The organism is Desulfocicer niacini, assembly GCF_054657595.1.
Genome location: NZ_BAAHYK010000005.1, coordinates 85,494 through 108,358 on the forward strand (window position 1 = coordinate 85,494; position 22,865 = coordinate 108,358).

Annotated in this window: 18 protein-coding genes; 6 read left to right on the plus strand and 12 right to left on the minus strand. The window is 49.1% G+C overall.

Annotated elements, in window-relative coordinates:
- Positions 1-309 precede the first annotated feature (309 nt).
- Positions 310-1,428, minus strand: a complete 1,119-nt coding sequence (gene hisD, locus ACYQ2M_RS03805; protein WP_459914990.1) for a histidinol dehydrogenase — start codon at positions 1,426-1,428, stop codon at positions 310-312.
- A 15-nt stretch (positions 1,429-1,443) separates the two neighbouring features.
- Complete coding sequence (locus ACYQ2M_RS03810; protein WP_459914991.1) at positions 1,444-1,620, minus strand: hypothetical protein; 177 nt, start codon at positions 1,618-1,620, stop codon at positions 1,444-1,446.
- 394 nt (positions 1,621-2,014) lie between these two features.
- Here ACYQ2M_RS03810 and ACYQ2M_RS03815 point away from each other — a divergent pair, with 394 nt between their 5' ends.
- Complete coding sequence (locus ACYQ2M_RS03815) at positions 2,015-2,368, plus strand: inorganic pyrophosphatase Ppa (RefSeq protein ID WP_459914992.1); 354 nt, start codon at positions 2,015-2,017, stop codon at positions 2,366-2,368.
- A gap of 300 nt (positions 2,369-2,668) precedes the next feature.
- Here the strand turns inward: ACYQ2M_RS03815 and speB are convergent, their stop codons facing one another.
- The 5 genes from speB to ACYQ2M_RS03840 form a co-directional block, all read right to left on the minus strand.
- A complete protein-coding gene (gene speB / locus ACYQ2M_RS03820) occupies positions 2,669-3,571 on the minus strand; it encodes an agmatinase (RefSeq protein WP_459914993.1) in 903 nt (300 codons plus the stop codon).
- A gap of 526 nt (positions 3,572-4,097) precedes the next feature.
- Positions 4,098-5,267 carry a carboxynorspermidine decarboxylase gene (gene nspC, locus ACYQ2M_RS03825; RefSeq protein WP_459914994.1) on the minus strand — a complete coding sequence of 390 codons (1,170 nt, stop codon included), beginning with the start codon at positions 5,265-5,267 and terminating at the stop codon, positions 4,098-4,100.
- Entirely contained in the window at positions 5,267-6,457 is a 1,191-nt protein-coding gene (locus tag ACYQ2M_RS03830) for a saccharopine dehydrogenase family protein (RefSeq protein ID WP_459914995.1), read from the minus strand. The genes nspC and ACYQ2M_RS03830 overlap by 1 nt, the downstream gene beginning before the upstream one ends.
- 15 nt (positions 6,458-6,472) lie before the next feature.
- Positions 6,473-8,386, minus strand: a complete 1,914-nt coding sequence (gene speA / locus ACYQ2M_RS03835) for a biosynthetic arginine decarboxylase (protein ID WP_459914996.1) — start codon at positions 8,384-8,386, stop codon at positions 6,473-6,475.
- Between the two features lie 493 nt (positions 8,387-8,879).
- Complete coding sequence (locus ACYQ2M_RS03840; protein WP_459914997.1) at positions 8,880-10,199, minus strand: (Fe-S)-binding protein; 1,320 nt, start codon at positions 10,197-10,199, stop codon at positions 8,880-8,882.
- A gap of 513 nt (positions 10,200-10,712) precedes the next feature.
- Here ACYQ2M_RS03840 and ACYQ2M_RS03845 point away from each other — a divergent pair.
- Positions 10,713-12,095: a sigma-54 interaction domain-containing protein gene (locus ACYQ2M_RS03845; RefSeq protein ID WP_459914998.1), complete on the plus strand. Its 1,383-nt coding sequence runs from the start codon at positions 10,713-10,715 to the stop codon at positions 12,093-12,095.
- Positions 12,096-12,103: 8 nt separating this feature from the next.
- Complete coding sequence (locus tag ACYQ2M_RS03850) at positions 12,104-13,465, plus strand: serine/threonine protein kinase (RefSeq protein WP_459914999.1); 1,362 nt, start codon at positions 12,104-12,106, stop codon at positions 13,463-13,465.
- A 5-nt stretch (positions 13,466-13,470) separates the two neighbouring features.
- On the opposite strand, the gene ACYQ2M_RS03855 is transcribed toward ACYQ2M_RS03850, so the two are convergent.
- Positions 13,471-14,205 carry a metallophosphoesterase family protein gene (locus tag ACYQ2M_RS03855; protein ID WP_459915000.1) on the minus strand — a complete coding sequence of 245 codons (735 nt, stop codon included), beginning with the start codon at positions 14,203-14,205 and terminating at the stop codon, positions 13,471-13,473.
- 350 nt (positions 14,206-14,555) lie between these two features.
- On the opposite strand from ACYQ2M_RS03855, the gene ACYQ2M_RS03860 reads away from it, so the two are divergent.
- Positions 14,556-15,479: a hypothetical protein gene (locus tag ACYQ2M_RS03860; protein ID WP_459915001.1), complete on the plus strand. Its 924-nt coding sequence runs from the start codon at positions 14,556-14,558 to the stop codon at positions 15,477-15,479.
- 164 nt (positions 15,480-15,643) lie between these two features.
- Here ACYQ2M_RS03860 and ACYQ2M_RS03865 read toward each other — a convergent pair whose 3' ends face one another.
- The 4 genes from ACYQ2M_RS03865 to ACYQ2M_RS03880 all read right to left on the minus strand — a co-directional run bounded on the left by ACYQ2M_RS03865 (position 15,644) and on the right by ACYQ2M_RS03880 (position 20,291).
- Positions 15,644-18,325, minus strand: coding sequence for an ABC transporter permease (locus ACYQ2M_RS03865; protein WP_459915002.1), 2,682 nt, complete (start codon positions 18,323-18,325; stop codon positions 15,644-15,646).
- On the minus strand, positions 18,322-19,002 hold the full coding sequence (locus ACYQ2M_RS03870) for an ABC transporter ATP-binding protein (protein ID WP_459915003.1): 681 nt from the start codon (positions 19,000-19,002) through the stop codon (positions 18,322-18,324). The genes ACYQ2M_RS03865 and ACYQ2M_RS03870 overlap by 4 nt, the downstream gene beginning before the upstream one ends.
- 60 nt (positions 19,003-19,062) lie before the next feature.
- Positions 19,063-19,761 (minus strand): arylesterase, encoded by a 699-nt coding sequence (locus tag ACYQ2M_RS03875; RefSeq protein WP_459915004.1) that lies wholly within the window; start codon positions 19,759-19,761, stop codon positions 19,063-19,065.
- 308 nt (positions 19,762-20,069) lie between these two features.
- Positions 20,070-20,291: an MCP four helix bundle domain-containing protein gene (locus ACYQ2M_RS03880; RefSeq protein WP_459915005.1), complete on the minus strand. Its 222-nt coding sequence runs from the start codon at positions 20,289-20,291 to the stop codon at positions 20,070-20,072.
- Between the two features lie 458 nt (positions 20,292-20,749).
- Here ACYQ2M_RS03880 and ACYQ2M_RS03885 point away from each other — a divergent pair, with 458 nt between their 5' ends.
- Both ACYQ2M_RS03885 and pylSn read left to right on the plus strand, forming a co-directional pair.
- Positions 20,750-21,559 carry a formate dehydrogenase accessory sulfurtransferase FdhD gene (locus ACYQ2M_RS03885; RefSeq protein WP_459915006.1) on the plus strand — a complete coding sequence of 270 codons (810 nt, stop codon included), beginning with the start codon at positions 20,750-20,752 and terminating at the stop codon, positions 21,557-21,559.
- Positions 21,560-22,297: 738 nt separating this feature from the next.
- A complete protein-coding gene (gene pylSn / locus ACYQ2M_RS03890) occupies positions 22,298-22,648 on the plus strand; it encodes a pyrrolysine--tRNA(Pyl) ligase small subunit (protein WP_459915056.1) in 351 nt (116 codons plus the stop codon).
- The last annotated feature ends 217 nt before the right edge of the window (positions 22,649-22,865 follow it).

Sequence of the window (22,865 nt, forward strand, 5' to 3'; positions counted from 1 at the left end):
TCTCCTGTTATTCGGGCTTAATCCTCGCATGGATGTATTGTCTGCGGGGGGGCCTTGTTCAAAAAGATCGGGTTTGGTCACAACATGGGCCATTTTAGAGATGAGTCAGTCTTGCGTTATTGGCATTATCGTTGGTTTTGGCTTTTGCACAGGCTGTGAAAAGATAACGCCAATAACACAAGCCTGACGCTGTTGACCCAACACTTATGACAAGTGCCCCATGCTGTGATCAAGCCCCAAAAAAAATTCTTGGGTTCCGTGAACGGCGGGATCCTTCCGGTATGGGAATGGGGTACCCCCCATCCGGCATTAATATTTTTCCAGGTCGTATACCTCAAAATTCCAGTTTTCCTGGGGAAAATATTTTCTCAGCCACCAGTCACAGGCCCGGGCATGGCCTTCCATACCCTCCACCCGGGAAAGTCTCGATGCCGAACCGCTGATCACCCGGTTGGCGTCTTTGCTGATTTCCTGCCAGGTGTATATTTTAAGGAACTTATGCACATTGAGACCACCGGAATAGTATCCGGCCTTTTTGGTGGGCAGAATATGATTGGTACCGGAGCATTTGTCTCCATGGGGTACGGTGCTGCCTTCCCCGAGAAGTAGAGACCCATAGGCGCGGAGTTTTGCCAGCCACCAGTCAAGATCATCGGCCATTACCTGGACATGTTCTGCGGCATAATCATCATTTACCCGGCAGAGTTTCTGACGATTTTTGCACAGGATGATTTCCCCGTAGTTTTCCCAGGAACTTTGGACCACCTGGGGATCGGGCAGATCAGCGATGACCCTGGGTATGATTTCAAGCACCTTTTCCCCCAGTGCCTTGTCGTCGGTGAACAGCCACACCGGAGAATCGTATCCGTGTTCGGCCTGGGACACCAGATCAACGGCCACGGTCATGGGGTCGGCGGTGGCATCGGCGATGATGGCAGATTCGGTGGGACCTGCAAACACGTCAATGGTGCATTTGCCCGTTGAAGAAAGGATGGCCTTGGCTTCTGCCACATAGGCATTGCCCGGTCCCACAAGGATATTGGCAGGTTTTCCGGTGAACAGACCAAAGGCCATGATGGCAACGGCCTGGACGCCGCCCATTTCCAGGATAATGTCCGCTCCGGCAACTTCCAGGGCATACACAACCGCCGGTGCAATGGAATCTCCCCGGAGAGGAGAGCAGGCAATGACGGTTTTAACCCCTGCAGCCTTGGCTGTGGCTACGCTCATGATGGCGGAACAGGCATGGGCAAACCGTCCCCCAGGAACGTAGCATCCGGCCACTTCCATGGGGATGATTTTCTGACCCAGTCGTACCCCGGACAGGGTTTCGTGTTCAAATTCGGCGATGCTCTGTCGTTGGGCCTTGGCAAAACCACTGACCTGGGCGTGGGCAAAGCGTATATCTTTTTTTACACTTTCCGGCACCGTTGCAATGAGTTTTTATTTCTTCACTTCATTGAGAATGAAATCTCCTTCCCAGTTATCGAATTTCCGGGCCAGTTCATAAACGGTGGTTTCTGCCCCGGCTTTAATCTCTGAAAGAATCCCTTTTACAATTGTGCGAATTTTCGGGGTGTTGGTCGTGGCGGTTTTCAGAGCTTTTTTAATGTATTCCATGGATTTTCTCCCCCCGTCTAACAGGGTCTTGGCTGTTTTTATGCCTTGGCTGTAAAGGTTTGGTATGTATACGCCGATCATCGGCATTATTGTCCGGAAGTAGGCGCTTGATCCTGCTGTTCCCCAAAGGCTTGTCAATGGGTGTTTCTGTTGGCATCAATCACGAAAGTCTTATTGTTGAACATCAAGATAAAATATCTATGAATGCATGTCAATTATGTTATAAAATATGTTATAAATTATTTTATAAAATAATTTTAATGAAAAGATCTCTTCTTTTTTAAGGACTTTTTGATGTATAATAAGATAATCAAACCGTGGTTTCGTAACCGATTCGGGAGCAGGGCATCATCACAATATGTAGAATTTCAGATTTAATTTCAGGAGGAGTATAATGGCCATAGTTAATCTTGTTGAGTTAAAGGAAAAATTTGAGATTCAGAGATACCAGAAACCCAGAAATGTGGACAAGACGTCCCACATTCCTTTTTCCGGTTCTCCCAAGAAGCATCCCCACAACAAGGCAAAGGTGATTCTCATTGCCGACCCCTTCACCGTCAACACCTTTTACTATGAATTCAATATTCAAGATATTGGGTTTGCCGAGGAGCTTGCCAGTATAACCAATATTGACGGAGAATCCATTGCCATGGCCCGGATTTGGCTGAAAAAACACAGTGTGGCCATCCGATGCACCCCTTTTATTGTGGATAACATAAATCCGCTGGGAAATTTACCTTCGGCATGACACGGATGAAGCGTTATTTTCATACCTGTTGTTTGTGGGTTTTAATCCTGTTCTTATTTGGTGTTTCCCTGGCCATGGGTCAGGATTCACCAATAAAAACAGGTCTGGATGAAGACCTGGCGCGTCAGCGGGTAACTATTGATGAACAAAAAAACCTTTGCGATTCAGTTTATCAAGTCAGAATGAGGCATGTCTGGCACCGGCCGCATTCGCATTTTCCCGGTTAGACGCTTAATCCCGGAGGGGTCAGGCTTGCGTTATTGGCATTATCGTTGTTTTTGGCGTTTGCACAGGCTGTGGTCAATAACGCAAGCCTGAGTTGTTCCCATGGGGTATTTTCCATGACCTGTTAATCATGCCCATGGTGCTGTACACCAGCTGGGCCGCTGCAAAATCCGATGCATGGTCCCCGGCCACAGGGGCCAGCTCCACCACATCAAATCCCACCACTTTTTTATTGTGCATGCTTTTTTCAAGTAAGGTCAGTGTGTCGTGCCACCCAAGCCCTCCGGGAACCGGTGTGCCCGTAGCCCGGATCACAGAGGGATCAAGTCCGTCCACATCCAGGGTGATGTAAATGTTGTCGGGAAAATCAGGGGGAAACAGCTCCTCGGGAATGCCCTGGAGATGCAGCTGCCGGGCATCAAAAAAGGTGATGTTATTTTCCCGGCGATACTCTTCCTCTTCCCGGCACAGGGCACGAATCCCCAGCTGAACCAAGGGGATCCCAAGATCCTGGGTGGCCCGTCGCATGACACAGGCATGACTTAGAGGGCTTTCTTCGTAGGTGTCCCGGAGATCGGCATGGGCATCCACCTGGACAATGCCAAACGCCCTGGAGGATGCCTTTTTCAACGCCCGCAATGCGCCCAGGGTTACGGTGTGTTCCCCCCCGAGAATTACGGGAAGGGCATTCAAGGCCAGGGTTGTTGACACGGCCTTTTCAATGCGGGCCAGAATATCTTCAACGGTTCCGGTGCAATCCACAGGGGCTGTTGTGTGAATGCCCTGCTCCAGGGGCAGGCATTGGCCATCCCAGGCTTCCAGCTGTTGGGAGGCTATGAGAATGGCCCGGGGGCCCTGGGCCGTTCCCCCCCCATAGGACACAGATGTCTCCATGGGAACGGGAATGACGTGGAACCGGGAATTTTTTTCATCCCGGAGGGTGAGTTCTGAATCAATAAAGTCAGGGGTCTTATTCATCTTTTTCCGATCTGTTTTTTTATAAGAAGCTCCGCCTAAGATGCTCCAATAATTGGACTTTCAATCTTCGTTGTGTAAATATTCGGTCAGCACCCCATCTTCACCCGTTTTGGTCTGCTCACATAGCAATCAATATGCTACGCAGCCCCAAACAGGCGAATATGGGGCACTGACCAAACATTTACATGACCAAACCGAATATTTACTTCGTTGTGGCTGGTGGTTACAGCCATGTGGGTTTTTATATGAAACGCCGTCCAAAATGCTGTAATAATGAGAGTTTAGGTGTTTACTACCATGTATGTTATATGAAAAGGCAGCCTCCAAGGCAACCTCAGCAGAGCCGCCCCCCCGATGGGCAATAGGAACCGGACAATTGAGCTGTCTACAGTTCCGGTCCGGGACCATTGCCCGTCGGGGGGGCGGCGGTATATTACCAGTTTCAATATTCGTTGTGACAGGTGATTACTGCTAGTGCAACGTCAAATCTTAATTTTAGGGTTGTTGACGCTGGATAATGCCATTTTTATGAAAGCCGGGATCTGAAATCTTCATACCCGAAGGTTTTTATGATTTCCGGTTGGGTTTTTCCGGCGGGCAGAAGGGCAATGGCTGGCAGCTGTACCCCGTTAAAGGTGTTGGTTTTTACCATGGTATAGATGGCCATGTCCGTGAAAATGAGTTTGTCCCCCACCGACAGGGGCGCATCAAAAGAATATTCCCCGGCCACATCTCCTGCCAGGCAGGAGGGGCCGCCGATTCGGCAGGTATAAGGCTTTTCCCCGGGGAGAGCTGAACCCATGATATGGGGCCGGTAGGGCATCTCCAGGACATCGGGCATGTGGGTGGGCACCGATGCATCCATGAGAATGATCTCCATGTCCGCCTGGATAATATCCAGAACAGTTGCCACCAGAACACCGGCGTTCAGGGCCACGGCTTCCCCGGGTTCAAGAATTACGTCTTTGCCCCATCTGGCCTTGAAATCCCGGATGATTTTTACCAGCAGATCCAGATCATATCCCGGGCGGGTGATGTGATGTCCCCCGCCGAAATTAACGTATTTCACTTTGGGGATATATTCTCCAAAGCGTTCTTCAACGGCCGTTACAGTACGTTCCAGGCAGTCAGCATCCTGTTCGCACAGATTGTGCCAGTGAAGGCCAGTGATGTCTTTGGGGAAGTTTTCTGGAAAGGCCTTTTTACGGATACCCAGCCGGGAGCCTGGCGAACAGGGGTCGTAAATGGGCACGGCCCCTTCGGAGTGCTCCGGATTGATGCGGATGCCAAGTTCAATGTGACGTCCGTTTTTTTTTGTTAGCTCCGCCACCAGAGGCCGGAAGCGATCCAGCTGGGCAAAGGAGTTGAACACCAGGTGGTCGGTGGTGTCACACAAGTTTTTGATATCAGTTTCAGCGTAAGCCGCTGCAAAGGTGTGCACCTCCCGGCCGAATTCTTCCCTTCCAAGCCTTGCCTCGTGGGGGGAGCTTGCACAGACGCCGTCCAGGGTCTTTGAAAGCAGGGGAAAGACCCTAAACATGGCAAAGCACTTCAGGGCCAGGAGAATCCGGCATCCGGCTTGTTTCTTCACCGATGCCAAAATTTTCAGGTTGTGCATGAGTGCCGCCTCATCCACCACAAAGCAGGGGGAGGGTAAAGCTGTGGTATCAAAGGACGTGGGCACTGGGCAATCCATTAAAGTTCCACCGCTTTCCAGGGAAGGCCATGGGCGTTCAAGGCATCCATGAAGGGATCGGGATCAAACTGTTCCATGTGCCATACCCCCTTTTTATGCCATTTTTTCTGGAGCATGAGCATGGCACCAATCATGGCGGGTACGCCGGTGGTGTAGGAGATGGCCTGGGAACCCACCTCTTTGAAGGCCTCTTCATGGCTGCAGATATTATATACATACAGGGTTTTTTCTTTGCCGTTTTTGATGCCCTTTAATAAACATCCAATGCAGGTACGGCCCTGGGTAAGGGGGCCTAAAGATGCCGGTTCCGGCAGCACCGCCTTGAGGAACTTTAACGGAATAATTTCCTGGCCGTAGTAATTTACAGGGGCAATGCCGGTCATGCCCACATTTTCAAGAACTTTCAGGTGGGTCAGGTATTGCTGGGAAAAGGTCATCCAGAAACGGGCTCGTTTAAGGCCCTTGAGATGCATTACCAGAGATTCCAGTTCCTCATGGTACATGAGATAGCATTTTTTGTTGCCGATGCCTTCGGGGAAATCATAGTCCATGGACCAGGAGAGGGGATCTGTTTCCACCCATTCGCCATGCTCCCAGTACCGGCCCCGCTGGGTGATCTCCCGGATATTGATTTCGGGATTGAAGTTGGTGGCAAAGTGCTGGCCGTGATCCCCGGCATTGCAGTCAATGATGTCAAGGGTATGAATTTCATCAAAGTGATGTTTCTGGGCCCAGGCACAGAAGACATTGGTGACGCCGGGATCAAACCCGGAACCCAGAAGGGCCATGAGCCCCTTTTCTTCAAATTTTTCCCGGTAGGCCCATTGCCATTTATACTCAAACTTGGCCTCATCCGGGGGCTCATAGTTGGCCGTGTCCAGATAGTCCACCCCGGTGGCAAGGCAGGCATCCATCAGGGGCAGATCCTGGTAGGGCAGGGCTAGGTTCACCACCACATCGGGTTTTACCTTTTCAATGAAGGCAATGGTTTCTTTTACATTGTCCACATCCAGACAGGCGGTGGTGATTTGTTTGCCGGTGCGTTCAAGGATATCCCGGGCAATGGCATCACATTTGGACAAAGTTCTGCTGGCAAGTACTATTTCCGTAAATATATCAGACATCTGGGCACATTTGTGAGTGGTGACACTGCCCACCCCGCCGGCACCGACGATTAATACCTTTGACATTTAAATTCTCCTTTTTTACCTTTCAAAATAGGTGTAGCCCCGGAGACCCAGTTCATAGGCCTGCATGATTTCCCGACGTTCCTGGGCCGTGATGTTGCCGTGACGTACGGCTTTTTCTGCTGTTTTTCTGAAACGGACCAGGAGCCGTTTGGGATCGTATTCCACATAGGAGAGAATATCGGCCACAGAGTCGCCTTCAAGTTCTCCCACAAACTCATACTCTCCGCTTTCAAGGACCCTGACTGTGACCACATTGGTGTCCCCCAGCAGATTATGCAGATCCCCCAGGGTTTCCTGGTAGGCCCCCACCAGAAATGTTGCCAGATAGTATTCCTGGCCCTCGGTGAGTTCATGCAGGGGCAGAAAGCGTTTGACACTTTTACGATCAATGAACCGGTCTATCTTGCCATCGCAGTCACAGGTGATGTCGGCAATGATCCCCTTTCTGGTGGGTTCTTCATGTAGTCGGTGGATGGGCATCACCGGAAACAGCTGATCAATGGCCCAGGCATCGGGCAATGACTGAAATACGCTGAAGTTGCAGTAGTAAATATCAGACAGCACACGCTCTATGTCGGCAATCTCCGGCGCCACATGCTTTAATTCCCTGGAAAGTCTTGCCACCTCATTGATGGTGGTCCAGAATATTTTTTCCGCCAAGGATCGTTCCCGGAGGGACATTTTGCCGTGATTGAACATCTGTCGAACTTCATCCCGGTAGTAGATGATGTCATTGAAACACTCCTGCAGGTTCCGGATGGAAAGTTCTTTCAGAGAGTCGTGCATATACCGGATCTGGGCAGGGCAGGTTTCCGGCAGGGTTTCCGGCAGGGGTTCCGGCTGGAACCGGGTGACATCCAGAACATTGAAAATGAGCATGGAGTAGTAGGCCACCAGGGCTCTACCGGATTCCGTGATGATGACAGGATGGGGGATGTTCACCTCATCAAGGGAGGTCATCACCGCCTCAATGATATCTGTACAATACTCACTTAAGGTGTAATTACGGCTGCTTAAAAAATTGGACTGGGACCCGTCATAGTCAACGGCAAGGCCGCCCCCCAGATCCAGATAGTTTACATTGGCTCCTTCCATGGCAAGACCTGCATAGACCCGGCAGGCTTCATTCACGGCGGTTCTGATCTCTCGGATATTGGATATCTGGGAGCCCAGGTGGTAATGAACCATCTGCAGGCAGTCCAGCATGCCTTCTTGGGCAAGAAGATCCACCGCTTCAATCATCTGGGTGGTGTTGAGACCAAAAATGCTTCTTTCTCCACCGGATTCTCCCCAGTGTCCTCCGGCCTGGGCCGCAAGTTTGATGCGAATGCCAAGTATGGGTTTGGCCCCAAGCTTTCTGGAGCGTTCGATGATCAGGGGCAGTTCACTTGGCATTTCCAGCACCAGGATGCATTTGTAGCCGATTTTTGAGGCATAGAGCCCCAGATCAATGAATTCTTCGTCCTTGTAACCATTGCAGATCAGGGGTGCTTTCTTATCGGTGAGCATACCCATGGCTGCCACCAGTTCTGCTTTGCTGCCCGCCTCCAGGCCATGGTGATACCGGGATCCGAAGTGGGTGATGGCTTCAATGACCTGTTGCTGCTGATTCACCTTGATGGGGTAGGCACCCATGAATCTGCCTTTGTAATTAAGGGCTCTCATGGCCTGGGCAAAGCAGTTGTTCAGGGATGCAATCTGGGAATCTAAAATGTTTTCAATTCTTAACAGTACGGGCATGTCCAGACCGCGATCCCGGATGCCTTCAACAATATGTTTGATGCTCACTGCCCGATCTTTTTCACCCGGTGAGGGCATCACCATGAGATCACCGTTGTCGGCAATGTGGAAATAGCCGCCGCTCCATTCATCAACACCGTAGATGTCTGTGGATTTGGTGGTATTCCACCGTTCCAGGGTATGATTCACAAAAAAACTCCTATTCAAAAGGCAAGATGCCGTTGATTGTCATGATATTTGATTGTTTGTATTGAATTAAGTCACTATATACAATGGGTTGTGCCTTTAGGTAAAGATGTTTTTTGGGGGCTGTGCGGTGGCAAGGACACGAGCTGAAAATTTACACCATATTGATGAATTTAGGCCTTGGCCATAAGATGGGGCATACTGGGGAGGTGTCAGGCTTGCGTTATTGGCACTTTTGTTGAAATTATTTGTCTTGAAACACAGCTAGTTGGAAAAAGCACAATAACAAGCCTGACACCATTGGTCCACCAATTATGACGGGTGGTCCATCTTATGGACAAGCTTTGAATTTATTGAGTTCGGATGTTCTTGATTTAGAATTGCAATTTTTCAGGGGGGGAGATGTTTTAATCGGCAGGGATGGCAGGAGAGGGGGAAACAGGAAGCCGCGCCCAACGGCTTCCTGATCGCCAGTTACTGCATGGGTGAAGCAGTGTTACATGGCAGTTTCCGGGTGGAATACATTGACCTCTTTGAGATCATCCCCCAGATATTCCCTTTCATTGGGACCCAAAATCCCGAGAGAAAGGGCAATTAAGGACCACAGATGAACCACGGGGTAATTGCTGCCGTAGTGTTCACTGAGTTCATGGATTTGTGCATGGCAGTTATGGCAGGCAGCAATGCAGTAATCGGCACCGGTGGCCTTGATCTGATCATCTTTGATCTTGCCGTAGATCAGGCGTTCATCCTTGAATCCGGATTGAAGAAATCCGCCGCCGCCGCCGCAGCAGAAGTTATTGGATTTGTTGGGGGTCATGTCCACAAAATTTTCTTCCCCCACCACGGATTTCACCACAAAGCGCAGATCATCAGCAATGGCATCACCATAGCTTTTTCGGACAATTTGACAGGGATCCTGAACGGTGAACTTGATTTTCAAGTCTTTGTTCCAGTCGGAATTGACTTTTAATCGGCCTTCCCGGATCCATTTGGCATAATATTCATAGATATTTTTAACTTCAAAGTCGTGTTTGATGTCGAATTTTTTCAGTCCGGCCCGGACTGAGAATGTGACGTGCCCTCACTCGGTGTTGAGGAACGTTTTGCACCCCAACTTTGTGGCCTGATTGGCTGTTGTGGTGGTGATATGCTTCCAGGCATCATCATCGGCCAGGAACATGCAGTAGTTTTCTCCTGCCCAGCCTTCACTGCCGTAGGTCCAGTCTACACCGGCCAAGTGGAGAATTTTCCACAGAGGTACCATCTCATCGGGTTCGGTGACCGGTTCCCTTGAGTTCTGGTTCAGAAAAAATTCTGCCCCTTCCTTGTCAATGGGAACTTGCATGTCTGCAAATTCAGGTTGGATCTCCCTGTATTCTTCAGCCACATCTTCCACAACAAAAACAAAATCATCCGGGGCTGTACCCATGGCGCTGGTGCTGGCATTTCTAAGGGCCATGTCACAGGAACCAAGGATTCCCTTGGGTCTTTCTTCCCTGGGACGAAGGGCTCTTGCATTGTATACCAGCTGGGGAATATCTATTTCCATGGGGCAAACGTGGATGCAGCGCATGCACATGGTGCACATCCAGGGCCAGTCTGAGGCCGCAATTTCTTCATCCATGCCAAGGGCTGCCATGCGCAGAAATTTTCTGGGGTCCATGCCGATGAGGCCCGTGGCCGGACAACCTGATGAACAGGCACCACAGGTTAGACAGAGATTTAAATTACCGCCTTCGGGCAATATCTCTTTGACCTTGTCCATAAACGTCGTACGTTTTTTGTTGCTCAATTTAATTGCAGCTTCGCTCAATATTTTTCCTCCTGAATTGTGATGGAAAAGACTTCTCAGGATCTCTTCTCAGATAAAATCCATCTCCAGTACATTTAAATATCCGGAATACTAAAAGCATAAAATATGCCATTGCTTCTCTTAAAGGTGCTTGTAAGAGAAATATACTTTTTTATCAGTGTGTTGTGGCTTGTTTGCTGGCGGGTGAATATATGCATAAAAAGAAGCAAATGTGCGACGGTGTAATTTATAGAATTTCAGAAATGCGTCTCTTTGTTCAGAAAACGCATGACAAAAAAATATAAATCCTTTACCAATAGATCATTGCGTTTGGGTTTTATCACCACCTGGGTATCCCAACGTGTCCCATGGTGTGACCAGGCTTTGTTCTTGCCATTATTGATGATGTTGGTGTTTGGCTTTGGTCACACAGCATGGGTCTCTTTGGGGAGGGGCGTTGGTCCAACACTTATGACGAGTGAGCCATGTTATGACCAATCCCTTGGGTGAAAATGAATAAGGGTGAAAAAAATAATGAAAAACAAGTATGCCAACGGTCTCTTTGATCTGAGTACCACAGAGACAATTCTGGAGAGTATTTCCGATGGGGTGTTCACAGTGGATGAAGACTGGAGAATCATGTCCTTTAATCGTGCCGCAGCAAAGATTACCGGTGTGGATGCCCAAGAGGCCATCGGCAGAAAATGCTGGGAGGTCTTTCAGTCCAACATGTGCGGTGAAGAGTGTGCCCTGAAAAAAACCATGAAGGAAGGTAAATCATTTATCAGTTCCGCTACACACATCACCCGAAGGGACGGTGGGCAGGTACCCATCACTGTTTCCACCTCCCTTTTAAGGGATCATGACGGCAGGGTGCTGGGAGGGGTTGAAACTTTTCGGGATCACAGTCTGGTGGAAGAGTTGAGAAAAAAATTGTCCGGCACCTGGAAGATGGGGGATATCATCAGCCGGTGTGCGGTCATAAAAGATATTTTCAATGTGCTTCCCCAGATAGCGGAAAGTGACAGCACCGTGGTGATCGGTGGAGAAACCGGTACTGGAAAAGAACTCATGGCAAAGGCCATCCATGGCTTGAGTCATCGAAAAAATGAACCCTTTGTGGCCATTAACTGCGGGGCATTACCCGATTCTCTGCTGGAATCGGAACTGTTCGGATATAAAGCCGGGGCCTTCACCCATGCCGTAAAGGACAAACCCGGGCTTTTTTCCCAGGCCCGTGGGGGAACCATTTTTTTAGATGAAATCGGAGATACCAGTCCGGCCTTCCAGGTGCGCCTGCTCCGGGTGCTGGAGACCCGGGAATTCCAGCCCCTTGGTGCCATTAAAAAAGAACGGGCAGATGTGCGGATTATTTCTGCTTCCAATAAGAATCTTGAAGAAATGGTGGCAGATCAGTCCTTTCGCCAGGATTTGTATTATCGTCTGAATGTGGTTCAGCTGAGCCTGCCTCCTTTAAGAGAACGCATGGAAGATATGCCGCTTCTGGTGGATCATTTCATTGGCTGCCTCAATGTCCAGCGGGGGAAATCCGTTCGAGGCATGGACCAGCAGGCCCTTGCGCTTCTCATGAGTTACACCTTTCCCGGTAACGTCAGGGAGTTGGAAAATATCATAGAGCATGCCTTTGTTCTCTGCAGTGCAGGAGATATCCTGCTGAGCCACCTGCCGGTGAAATTAACCCGGCATTTTGATGCACACAGCCATGCTCCCGCTTCGTGGGACCCTGTTAAATCGGCTGAGTTTAGTGTCATCATGGGTGCGTTGGAAAAAAATCATTATAATCGCAAGGCTGCTGCCCGGGCGTTGGGGATGCATAAAAGCACCCTTTTCAGAAAAATCAATCGCCTTGGGATCACCCTGCCCGATGTGGACGGGAGGTCCAGGCACCAATCATAGGGGAAGCCATGGGTAGTGAAATCATTGTGCTGATGGGGGGAAAGGAAACGGAGACCGCCCTTATAAAGCGGTTGATCTCTTCCTTTGATATTGAACTTTGTGTTCCCGTTGATGATGTGTTTGCAGATTCCGGCTCTTTTTTTAGGCACAAGCCCGTGTGTCTGGTGATTCTGCAGGTGGATGACAAACAGGGGCGCCGGCTTAGAAAACTGCGCTGGATTCGAAAACAGCTTATAAAGCCTGTTCCAGTGCTGGTCCTGCTTCCGGAAAAGTGGGTAGCACAAATCCCGGCCTACATTAAGGCCGGGGCAGATGACTGTTGTTTACTCCCCCTGAATGAAGGGCGGTTTTCCATCCGATTTATGGTGCTTTTAGAGTGTGGTCAGGCCATGGTTCACGCCTCTGTTTCCCGGAATGTGATCAACACTTCCCCGGGTGGTCGTGGGGGCAGGGCTTCTGATTTTCGGGGAGATGCACAAGTATGGCATCGAATCGTGGGATTTCTCCGTGAAGGCATATCCTTTTTTACACCCGGTTCCCAGATATCGGGTAAGGATACCCGGCCCATAATCAATCGATGGGAGCGCATTCAAAAACTGGGTACCGGCGGGGATGGCGTGGTGTGGAAGGTGAGGGAAATTGACACCGGGAAGATGGCTGTGGCCAAGATTGCCCATAATAGAAAGATGAATACCAGTGCCCTTCGGGCCGCTGCCATTCTAAAGCGCCTGATACACCATCCCAATGTGGTGCATCTTATTGAAGTGATCAAGGAGGACGATCGGTTTGTGCTGATCCAGGAGTATGTACCGGGGCATACCCTTGCGGAGCTGTTTGAGTCGGGGATGACCTCTCGTCAGAAAGAGGATGTGTTTCTCCAGCTTGTTTCCGTTACTGCCTATGCCCATCATCACAGTATCATGCATAGGGATATCAAGCCCGATAATATCATCATCAGTCCCACAGGCAATGTTAAACTTTTGGATTTCGGTATCGCCGGGGATCTTGTGTGGCAGGACGGAGGGTATCACAGTGAAGGCACCCTGGATTTCATGCCCCCGGAACAGTTTGACGGCAAAAGTAGCCTAGCCACGGATGTGTGGGCGCTGGGTATTATTCTTTATCTTTTGAGTCTGCATCGATTGCCCTTCTGCCATGATAACAGTTCTTTTCCCATGGACATTTCCATGGAAATGCACGTGGTGCCACCTGTGAGCATTAAGCCGGATATCTCCACGGATTTGAATCGCATCATTCTTACCTGCCTGGAAGTAAGCCTTGAAAAACGTTACCCCAGCGCCCTGGTGTTGCTGGAGGACCTTTCCCGGACCTTTCCCCGTTTTGGTGACGGGTATGTGATTCCCGGCTAAGCTTTTTATACACCTGTGGCCAGGCGAAGCGCCAGGGATGGCGGAAGACCCGCATCCATGATTTTCTGGGCCGCCGTGCCATGATCATAGGTCACCCGGTGGAATTCCACCATCTGTTTTTTCATGTCATAAATTAGATAGGAGGCCCGGGGGTCACCGTCCCTGGGCTGCCCGATGCTGCCGCAGTTAAAGATCTGTCGTTTCAGGGTTGCGGCGGGCATAACACTGTTATTCAGGGGGTTTTTGACATAGACGCAGAAAAAATTTTTCCGGGTGATGGCCGAGGGAGTATGGGTATGGCCGGCAAATATAATTTTGGCCCGGGTCCTTGAAAAGGTTTTTGAGATGATGTTTCGTTGTGCAATGTAGTACCAGTTCAAGGGATTGTAGGGGGTGGCATGGCAGAAAAACAGATCATCGTGTTTTATGACCACCTCCATTTTTTTTAAAAAAGCAAGGTTCTGTTGGGAAAGTCGCTGTCGGGTCCACGCTATGACAGCGTTGGCATCACCGTTCATGTTGCTGCGCTGTCCCATGGCGGCATTGTCATGATTGCCGAGGATGAAACAGATGTCGGGCAGGGTCTGCAGCAGGGCAATGCACTGGTTGGGATTTGCTCCATATCCCACAATGTCTCCCAGGCAGACATATTTGTTAATGCCCTGGCGGGCGGCATGGAAGATGAACGCCTGGAGAGCCTCTTGGTTGGAATGAACATCTGAAAAAATGGCAATTCGCATGGGGACACCTCTTTTCTTTTTTTCCGGCGATGGTCGGGGCAGTTATCCGGATGGTATGGACGGATTTTCGCAGAACAGGCTGGGTGCAGGTTATTGACGGGTAATGCTGCATGATAATACAATGACCGGCAATTATCAAAGAAAAAAGTGGGAATGGATTACAATATCAGGCGGAGATGATGATGGTCTGCAAAATTATTTGACAACATCCATGTTAATCTGTTTTTATGAGCCTGATCACAAGATCTGCCACCCGTCACAGTTGGCGGGCCAATGGGGTCAGACTTGGATTCAAGATATTTATCTAATTAAAGGAATCAGGGAGAATTAGGCTCATGGGGAAAAATCCGATGAAAAAAAAAGTAAATAAGTGGCTGAAAAAGGGGAAAGATCCCAGAAGTGCCCATTGGCAGGCGGCCCTTGAAGCCACGTTAAAGCTCTTTGGGCCGGATCTGGAACCGGGAAAACTTATCCCCATGGGTTCTCTGGATGATTCTGATATCCCCGTTTTTGAAAAAGCACTGGCCATTGCGGATCTGAGTCCCCATCTATCGGCGGCATTTCTTCCACCGTCACTGGCAGATAAACTGATTCCCCCAGACACGGCGGATGAACTGCATCGTGTGCCGGAGGGTGCCCCTTCTTATAAACTTCTCATTGCAAGACCCGGAAAGGAAATGAGAATTTTGTGTGCGGAGATTTCCGAACATGCCATCCGGCCCGGTGGGGATCTTTTTCAATCCGGGGCATTGCTGGGCAACTATGATTTTCAAAATCAGGCAGATTGCCTGGAAAGCATGAATAAAATTATTCGGGCACACATCTGGGAAGGGAAAAACTGGACCCGGGAGGATTACCTGGCATACACCCTGAACTGGTTTGAAAAGGTTCGTCTGCTTAATACGGCAAAAGTGATGGTTGAAAAAGATTTTTCCTTTTTTCACAGTCCTACTTTGATTAAGAGCAATAAAATGGATGCCATGTTTACCTTGATGACCCAGGACCTGCTAAAAAGGGGGAAAGATAAGAATGATGCCTTTGGTCAACGGATTTGCGACATGGGCACAGCAGGGAAGGATAATCATCAATTCCCGCTATTGATCCAGACCATTGAGGACGGGATGCTTGGACAACTCAATCTTCTGAAGTCCTTTGATCTTGTGGCTTTCGCTGATTTTACCAATGCCCAGACTGAGCAGTTTAAACGGGGATTTGCCGAGACTGTGCGTTATCTGGAAAGTCAGTTCCTGTCTTTTATGCACAAGGCGGTCTGATGCCTGTCACTTGATGTTCAACTTTTTGTTGGCTGGCCGGTTGGGCACATTCCCATTTTTCCGGTGTCAGGCTTGGTTAACCATGGGGGCATGCCATGGTTATATAGTCCTCAAAAGACAGAAATATGTGCCACAGGGCAGGGATTTGTTTTGCCACCCCATGGTTATGTGGCCCTCAAAAGAGCCACCGGTTTCTGGCGGATTACCCGACCCGTGGCCATGAGGGCAGTAGCCATGGAGATAAAAGAGATGGCTCCCAGGGAAAACAGTATGTAGCCTGGATGGAAAGCCCACAGTTTCTCAAATAAAAACCAGGAAATACCGTAGGAGACCCCAAGGCTTAAAATAATGCCGAATAGGGCTGCCGTGGTACTCAACACACCGAATTCAAGCACAATGATCTGCCTGATATCAGAGCTCCCCGCCCCCAACACCTTTAATAAATTGATCTCCCAGGCCCGGGTCCGGGTTTCATGACGTACAATGGAATAAAGAACCACGAGACCGGCCAGTATGGCCAGCCATGCCATGAAATTGATGGAAAGGGTCAGACGCTGGGTGATGTCCATGAGTTGGGCCACGGTCTGATTGACATCCAGTACGGAAATGTTGGGAAATTTACCTATGATGGCATTTTGCAGGGGCATTTTCTCCGCCGCTGCCATCTGGGGAATGGATGCCAGAAAGGTCCGGGGAGCATCGTCAAGCACGCCTCTCTGGAAGAGAATGAAAAAATTGGGTTGAAAACTGTTCCAGCGAACTTTGCGAAGGTTTACCACCCGGCCTTCAAGTGCAATCCCCTGGACATCAAAGCCCATGATATCGCCGATTTCAAGGTGAAATCGCCGGGCAAAGCCCTCTTCCAGGGAAACCTCAAAGGGCTGGCTGCTTTCAAAATCCCAGGGGGTGGTGCTTAAAGGCTTTCCTTTAACCATGGTTTCCGATGCATCCAGTTTTTCTCGCCAGGAAAAGGTGAAATTTTTTCTGTGAAAGGTTCCCCGGGGTCCTCCACTGTCAGTTTCTGGTGCTTTTTTTTGTTGAAATTTACTTAAAAATGTATTTTTTCTATCTTTCATTCCTTCGTAAAATCCCCCACCGTTCACAGTGTTAATGCGACCCTGTACCAGGGGGGAGGCATTGGTGAGTTCAAGCTGTCTTGCCTTAAGAAAACTTTCCAGTGGCGCAAGCTGTTCGGGTTGAATGTCAAAGAGAAAAAAACCGGGTACCTGGAGTCCCCGGGGCTGACGGATTTCATCCAGGATACCGTTTTTCACCTGGGGAATGACATTGATGAGAAAGGCCCCCATGGCAATGGTGATAAAACAGGATATGGATGCATGCTTGTGGCGGAAAAGGTTTCTCAGGGCGATTCCAGGCAAGATCCTGGAGGTGCGCGAAAATCGTCCGGCAAGGCTCAGAAGTCCCCGACCGATGAGGGCCATGATGCCGAACACGGCAATAAATCCCGCCAGAAAAAGGGTGCCCCGTTCAAGGGAACGGGTCTGGGCCATGGCCATGGCCCAGAAGGCCATGCCTCCGGGCATAAAACTGATGAACAGGAGGTATTGGTGTTTTGTGGGGGGGGTAAAAAGTCCCCATTTTTTTGGGGTTTGGGTGTCACTGGATGCCCTCTGAAAGGGTGAAATTCCCTGGAGCAATACCAGGGGTTTTAATTTATGAATACGCACAAACACGGGCAGGCAGAAAATAACACTGCCAAGGGTGCCCATAAAGACGGCCAGCCCAAGGCTTCCAGTATTTATAACTGTCTTGAAATTCGGGGGAATCAGGCCCTTCATGACTTCGGGGAACAGCGGCAGCACCACAAAGGACAGGGCCACGGACAGCAGGGTGGCACCAAGACCCAGCAGCATCACCTGGCATAGCAACAGTCCATAGGTCTGCACACGACCGGCACCAAGACTCATGAGAATGGCGATTTCCCTGAGGCGTTCATTTAGATATCCCCGAAACAGATAGGCAGTTCCGATACCGGCAAGGAATAATGCCACAATGGCCACAAGTCCCAGATACCCGGTGAAGTATCCAAACACCCGGCCCAGATTTCGATTCACATCTTCACTGTTGTAGACATTTATCTGGGGTTCTCCCTCAAACAGGGGCAAAAGGGATTTACGAAGGGTTTTAGTGGTCTTTGGGATATCTGTTCCCCAAGGCAGCCGGTCATAACGGGTGTAACGGATACGGCTGCCAAAGCCCAGAAGTTTTGTCTCTTTTAATCGGGAAATGCCGATGTGAATCACCGGGGCCAGTTCCAGAGAGGTAACAGCCCCGGTGGGTGTGGCGGTGATAATACCATCCAGTTGAAACTTCTGGGCACCGATGCCAAGAAGATCGCCCTTTTTCACATTGAGTGCCATGGCCAGATCCCGACTGATCCAGGCCGTGGGGTTGGGTCCGTTGAGAGCCGCATGCCCGGGGCTGGACGAATTTTGGGTATTTAATACGGGCAGACGGTCTTCAAACTGGATGCTTCCGTAAAGGGGAAAGGCGTTGTCAATGGCCACAATACGGGCCAGGCGGGAAGTCCCGTTACCCGAAATCATGCTGAAAAAAGTGATCTGCCGGGCGGTGCGGCGTTGGGGGCCGAGAACGGTGTCAATGATATTTTCTTCCGTCGGGGTGAGAGGTCTTGAGGAATAAACGGCCATATCCGCCGTGAGAATTTCCTTTAAATTGTTTTTTAAATGGGTCTCCATGGAGTGGTTAAAGGCATTGAGAGAAATGAATCCAACCAGTCCGATGGAGAGGTTGATGATAAAAAAAAGGGAAAACCGTCGGTTTCTCAGCAGTTCTTTTCCGGCCAAGCGCATCCACAGGTTCATTGCAGTTGCCCCTTTCTCAGTTCAAGGCTTCTCTGGCATCGCCCGGCAAGGGTTTTGTTGTGGGTGACCACCATAAGGGTCATGCCCGAAGCGGTCACCAGATCAAAGAGCAGATCCGCAACCTGTTCTCCGGTGTCGGAGTCCAGATTCCCCGTGGGTTCATCTGCCAGAAGCAGGGCCGGTTTCACCACCAGCGCTCGGGCAATGGCCACTCGCTGGCATTCTCCGCCACTGAGCTGGGAGGGCAGGTGATTTTGCCGATGGGTTAAATTTACCTGTTCCAGTACCTGCCTTGTTCGATCCTGGATCTCTTTTTTTTTGTATTTCAAAATTTCCAGGGGCAGCATGATGTTCTCTGTTGCCGTGAGATGGGGCATCAGGTGAAACTGCTGAAAAATAATGCCGATGTGTTCTGCCCGGAACCGGGACAGAAGGTCTTCGTTCATGGTGTTGATATCCCGGCCGTTGAGTACGATGCTTCCGGTGTCCGGGCTGTCAAGGCCTGCCAGAAGGGCCATGAGGGTGCTTTTGCCACTGCCGGACTGACCGGTGACGGCAACCGTTTCGCCCGGGTAAATTTCAAAGTTGGTATCAAATATAACTGTTAGGGGCGCGGCACCGGCCTGGGGATAGGATTTTCTAATATGGGAGACAGTGAGGATTGCTTTGTTTTTCATGGGGTTACGCTGGTGCCTTTTTAAGTGATTTATAAATGACTTTTATTGTGATCAAGCCCATCAATTATCATGGCTGGACGATGGGATATCAAGACCCTTTAACTCCTTGACGATATAGGGAAGGACATTGGCGGCAATGATTCTGTGGCCCGCAGCAGTGGGATGAATACCGTCGGCCTGGTTGTACTGGCTCCGTCCAGCCACACCCTTTAACAGAAAAGGCATCAGGATAATGGAATATTTTTCAGCAAGGGTGACGAACACCTGTCTGAACTGCCGGGTGTACGCCGGGCCGTAATTGGGGGGGATTTCCATGCCGGCTAGGATAACGGTCATGCCCTGGTCCAGCGCCATCCTTATGGTAGCGTCCAGATGTTTTTCCATGGCGGAGAGAGAAAGTCCCCGCAGGCCGTCATTGGCCCCCAGTGCCAGGAACAGGATGTCTGGCCGGGTCCGTTTATACCATTTAAGCCGGGAAAGGGCGCTGGCCGTTGTGGAACCGCTGATGCCTGCGTTGATGAGCTTTACATCGGGGTATCCCCCGGCGGCGATCAAGGGGCCGAGCAGGGAGGGGTAGGCCTGCTCCTGTTCAACCCCGTATCCGGCGGTGAGGGAGTCACCCAGAAACAAAATACTGGTTTCCGCCTTCAGAGGGGAGGTCATGGCAATTATGATAAAAAAAATAATTACCGTACTCCATGCAAATCCATGGGGGAAATTATGGTGATCTGTTTTTATGCTCAATGGGTTTGATGGCATGTTTGTCTCAACCTGACTATGAAAGGTTTACTGAAAGGAAATTGGGGCTTGATCACAACCTGGATCAATCTTGGGTATTGTATGACCAAGTCCAGAAATTACTTTTTTATACCTATTCTAAATTTAGTGTTATCACATGATTATACATATAACAAGACTGGTAAAAATGCCTTTACAGGGGGCTTTAATTTGTTGTATCCCCCCGAGGATGGAATCGGATGCCCCTGTCTTAAGCGTTGTATCGCTGTACAGCCATTTTTCCAGACCACATTGTTTGTGGTCTGTCTGAACCGTAAGTTTCGTGACGTTCACATCGGTGAGCAATTCATTGAGTTCTGCAGCCCAGTCCGATGATCCACCTCTTTCTGGGCAAACTCAGCGTTTAGAATGTTTCCGTAAATCACTTCGACATTTTCCACAATACCGGCAACACCGGTAAAAGATAAAATTCCCAGTAAAAATAAGAAAACAATTACGATCCCGAATCCCGTTGCAATTTGTTTCCCAATATTCAGGTTTTTCCAGTGCATTTTTTCTCCTTTTGCTTTGAAGATGTAGTCTCGGGCGCATTCCCATTTTTCTGGTTTGGTTGCAATATGGTTTGTTTGCCATAGCTGGCGAGGCCAATGGGGTCAGGCTTGTGTTATTGTGATTTTGTCAAGAGCCTGTGTTTAAAGATAAATTTCAATAAAAGCGCTAATAACGCAAGCCTGACCTCTTTCTGATTAAGTGTGGAACTGGAAAATGGGAATGCCCCACCGATGGTCATCCAAAAAAATAAAAAAATAAACATTCACAGATGGGTGGATAGTGGTTATTCTTTATTAAATTAAACGCTCAAATAAACATTGCCGATTCCCTACCCCCCCCCTGCGTGCTGGAGCATTTCTCCCCGCCTTTGTTTGACATGGACGGTTTGCCCATGGGGACGGCATGAAAAATAGACAGGGATGACGCACCAAGGCCATTGGCGGAAAAGAGTTTTTGAATGAAAATAAAAATGAGTAATGCCGGTTTAAATCCCACCCGTACCATAAAGGTGATGGACCACACCGGGGAGTTAAAAAAGGTGGGGGTTGCCAGTGAATATCCTCTGACCATAAAGGTGGATGGTAAGGAGATCGTCACATTGATGACCATTGGTACCAATCCCGAGGAACTGGCCCTGGGCTACCTGAGAAATCAGAAACTCATGGCAGATCTTGAGGATATCGCCGAAGTCATGGTGGACTGGACCCATGAAACAGCAGAAGTTATCACCATGGGCAGAAATGCCATCCTGGACATTGAAAACAAGCTGTCCTCGCGGATTGTCACTAGTGGCTGTGGCCAGGGAACACTTTTCAGCTGCAGCCTGGATAAACTCTATGAGCTTGAACTTCCCCGGGTAAAGGTGTATCAAAGTGATGTGTATAATCTTTTAAAAGGGCTTGCCAGAAAAAATGAAGTGTACCGCCAGGCAGGTTCGGTGCATGCCTGTGCGCTTTGTCAAAAAGAGAAGGTCCTTATCTTCATAGAAGAGGTGGGACGTCACAATGCAACGGATGCCATTTCCGGTCGCATGTGGCTCAACAATATTTCAGGCCATGACAAGATGCTTTATACCACGGGGCGTGTCACTTCGGAAATTGTTATTAAGGCAGCCCAGATGGGAATACCGGTGTTGATTTCCAGATCCGGTGTAACCTACATGGCCCTGGAGTTGGCTCGGGATTTAAATATGACCATTATTGGCCGAGCCAAGCAGTCACGTTTTTTGGTTTTTCATGGCAACGATAATGTGGTTCTGGATCAATAACAAAAGCCTGCCCTGTTGGCTCCGTCAATTATGGTCGGTGCGTCAATGCCGGGGTTAAAACAAAAGATTGTATTTACTGTACAGACATGTTAAATATTTTTTCAAACAGCGGAGGGTGGATCGGATGTGATCACATGGACTCTAAATCCATGCAGCCGGGTGCGACTCCCGGGCTCTCCGCCAACATGCCTTTTTCCGCCTGCTCCCAATGCAGTTCTAACTCTTGACCCATAGAAGCAGGGGGCAACAAAGGGTGCAAGCCAAGTTTCCCCGATGGTTCCTTGTTCTTCTCCGAAAAATTTTGATTTGATTTTGGTTCTATAAATTTCCTTTTGCGTGGGTTTTCTTTTTTATTTCAGGATGTTGTGGTGAACTGTTTTTGGGCCTTGATTGTAATTATTTGTTTTTATTGTTTTTTTTGATATGGTTCGATTCGTTTCTGGTTCGAGCATAATGGTGCTGGTCAGCAATAGAGTGAAACAGTTCATAATATTTTTTTACTTTTTAAGTGTCAACATGGGCAGTTACACCTCTATAAATCGTGACTATTTTTCTGCATCTATAGCACGCCAACTATTTTGGGCTTGGTCATAACTTGGCTCACTTGTCATCGTTGGGGGGCGACGGGGTCAGGCATGGGCGAAACAGATTTTTCCTTGAACATTAGGCGGAATCAGCGTATATGAATTCCGAAAAATCAGGCAAGCATTTGTTTACGGGAAGGGGGTATTGAAAAAAATGACAACGGGAAAGCCGTCAAAGGCCATAAAAAAACGTTTTTACAGAAAGCGTGTACCTCTTTTCAGCCTGATCAACAAGATCAAGTTGTGGCCCTCTCGAACCGGGCAACTCCATGGGATTCGTTCCGTGGTAATAACAGGAGATATGGCCCGTGTTGTCACCCATTGCAACAAAGAATTTATGATCAGTAATTCTTTGAACAGCCGGGCTGCACGCTGGTTGCGCAATAAATGGTTCAGCCGGGTCTGTCCCAAATGCGGGGTGCCTGACTGGAAACTTGAAAAATATTCCTCAACTCTTTTTAAACGCCATCAAGGCTCCATGTTGATGACGGATAAAGAGCAATGATTCTTTACCACCTCGGTGGATCATGGAGAAATATTAAAATTTTTTTATGACTGTGTCTGATAATTTTTCAACATTGTTGAATATATTAAAATTTTTTTATAAATTTAACCTTTCTCCAAAGTTAAAATCAGCCCTGGCCTATACAATCGACATTTTTGAGCCTATATATGGAATATGGATGTGATGTGAAATAAAATTGCCCAAGATGTTGTGAAAG

Excerpts from the sequence above, each read along its gene's own strand:
- ACYQ2M_RS03810 (WP_459914991.1), bottom strand. The coding sequence starts at position 1,620 with ATGGAATACATTAAAAAAGCTCTGAAAACCGCCACGACCAACACCCCG.
- ACYQ2M_RS03815 (WP_459914992.1), top strand. The coding sequence starts at position 2,015 with ATGGCCATAGTTAATCTTGTTGAGTTAAAGGAAAAATTTGAGATTCAG.
- speB (WP_459914993.1), bottom strand. The coding sequence starts at position 3,571 with ATGAATAAGACCCCTGACTTTATTGATTCAGAACTCACCCTCCGGGAT.
- nspC (WP_459914994.1), bottom strand. The coding sequence starts at position 5,267 with ATGGATTGCCCAGTGCCCACGTCCTTTGATACCACAGCTTTACCCTCC.
- ACYQ2M_RS03830 (WP_459914995.1), bottom strand. The coding sequence starts at position 6,457 with ATGTCAAAGGTATTAATCGTCGGTGCCGGCGGGGTGGGCAGTGTCACC.
- ACYQ2M_RS03845 (WP_459914998.1), top strand. The coding sequence starts at position 10,713 with ATGAAAAACAAGTATGCCAACGGTCTCTTTGATCTGAGTACCACAGAG.
- ACYQ2M_RS03850 (WP_459914999.1), top strand. The coding sequence starts at position 12,104 with ATGGGTAGTGAAATCATTGTGCTGATGGGGGGAAAGGAAACGGAGACC.
- ACYQ2M_RS03855 (WP_459915000.1), bottom strand. The coding sequence starts at position 14,205 with ATGCGAATTGCCATTTTTTCAGATGTTCATTCCAACCAAGAGGCTCTC.
- ACYQ2M_RS03860 (WP_459915001.1), top strand. The coding sequence starts at position 14,556 with ATGAAAAAAAAAGTAAATAAGTGGCTGAAAAAGGGGAAAGATCCCAGA.
- ACYQ2M_RS03865 (WP_459915002.1), bottom strand. The coding sequence starts at position 18,325 with ATGAACCTGTGGATGCGCTTGGCCGGAAAAGAACTGCTGAGAAACCGA.
- ACYQ2M_RS03870 (WP_459915003.1), bottom strand. The coding sequence starts at position 19,002 with ATGAAAAACAAAGCAATCCTCACTGTCTCCCATATTAGAAAATCCTAT.
- ACYQ2M_RS03875 (WP_459915004.1), bottom strand. The coding sequence starts at position 19,761 with ATGCCATCAAACCCATTGAGCATAAAAACAGATCACCATAATTTCCCC.
- ACYQ2M_RS03880 (WP_459915005.1), bottom strand. The coding sequence starts at position 20,291 with ATGCACTGGAAAAACCTGAATATTGGGAAACAAATTGCAACGGGATTC.
- ACYQ2M_RS03885 (WP_459915006.1), top strand. The coding sequence starts at position 20,750 with ATGAAAATAAAAATGAGTAATGCCGGTTTAAATCCCACCCGTACCATA.
- pylSn (WP_459915056.1), top strand. The coding sequence starts at position 22,298 with ATGACAACGGGAAAGCCGTCAAAGGCCATAAAAAAACGTTTTTACAGA.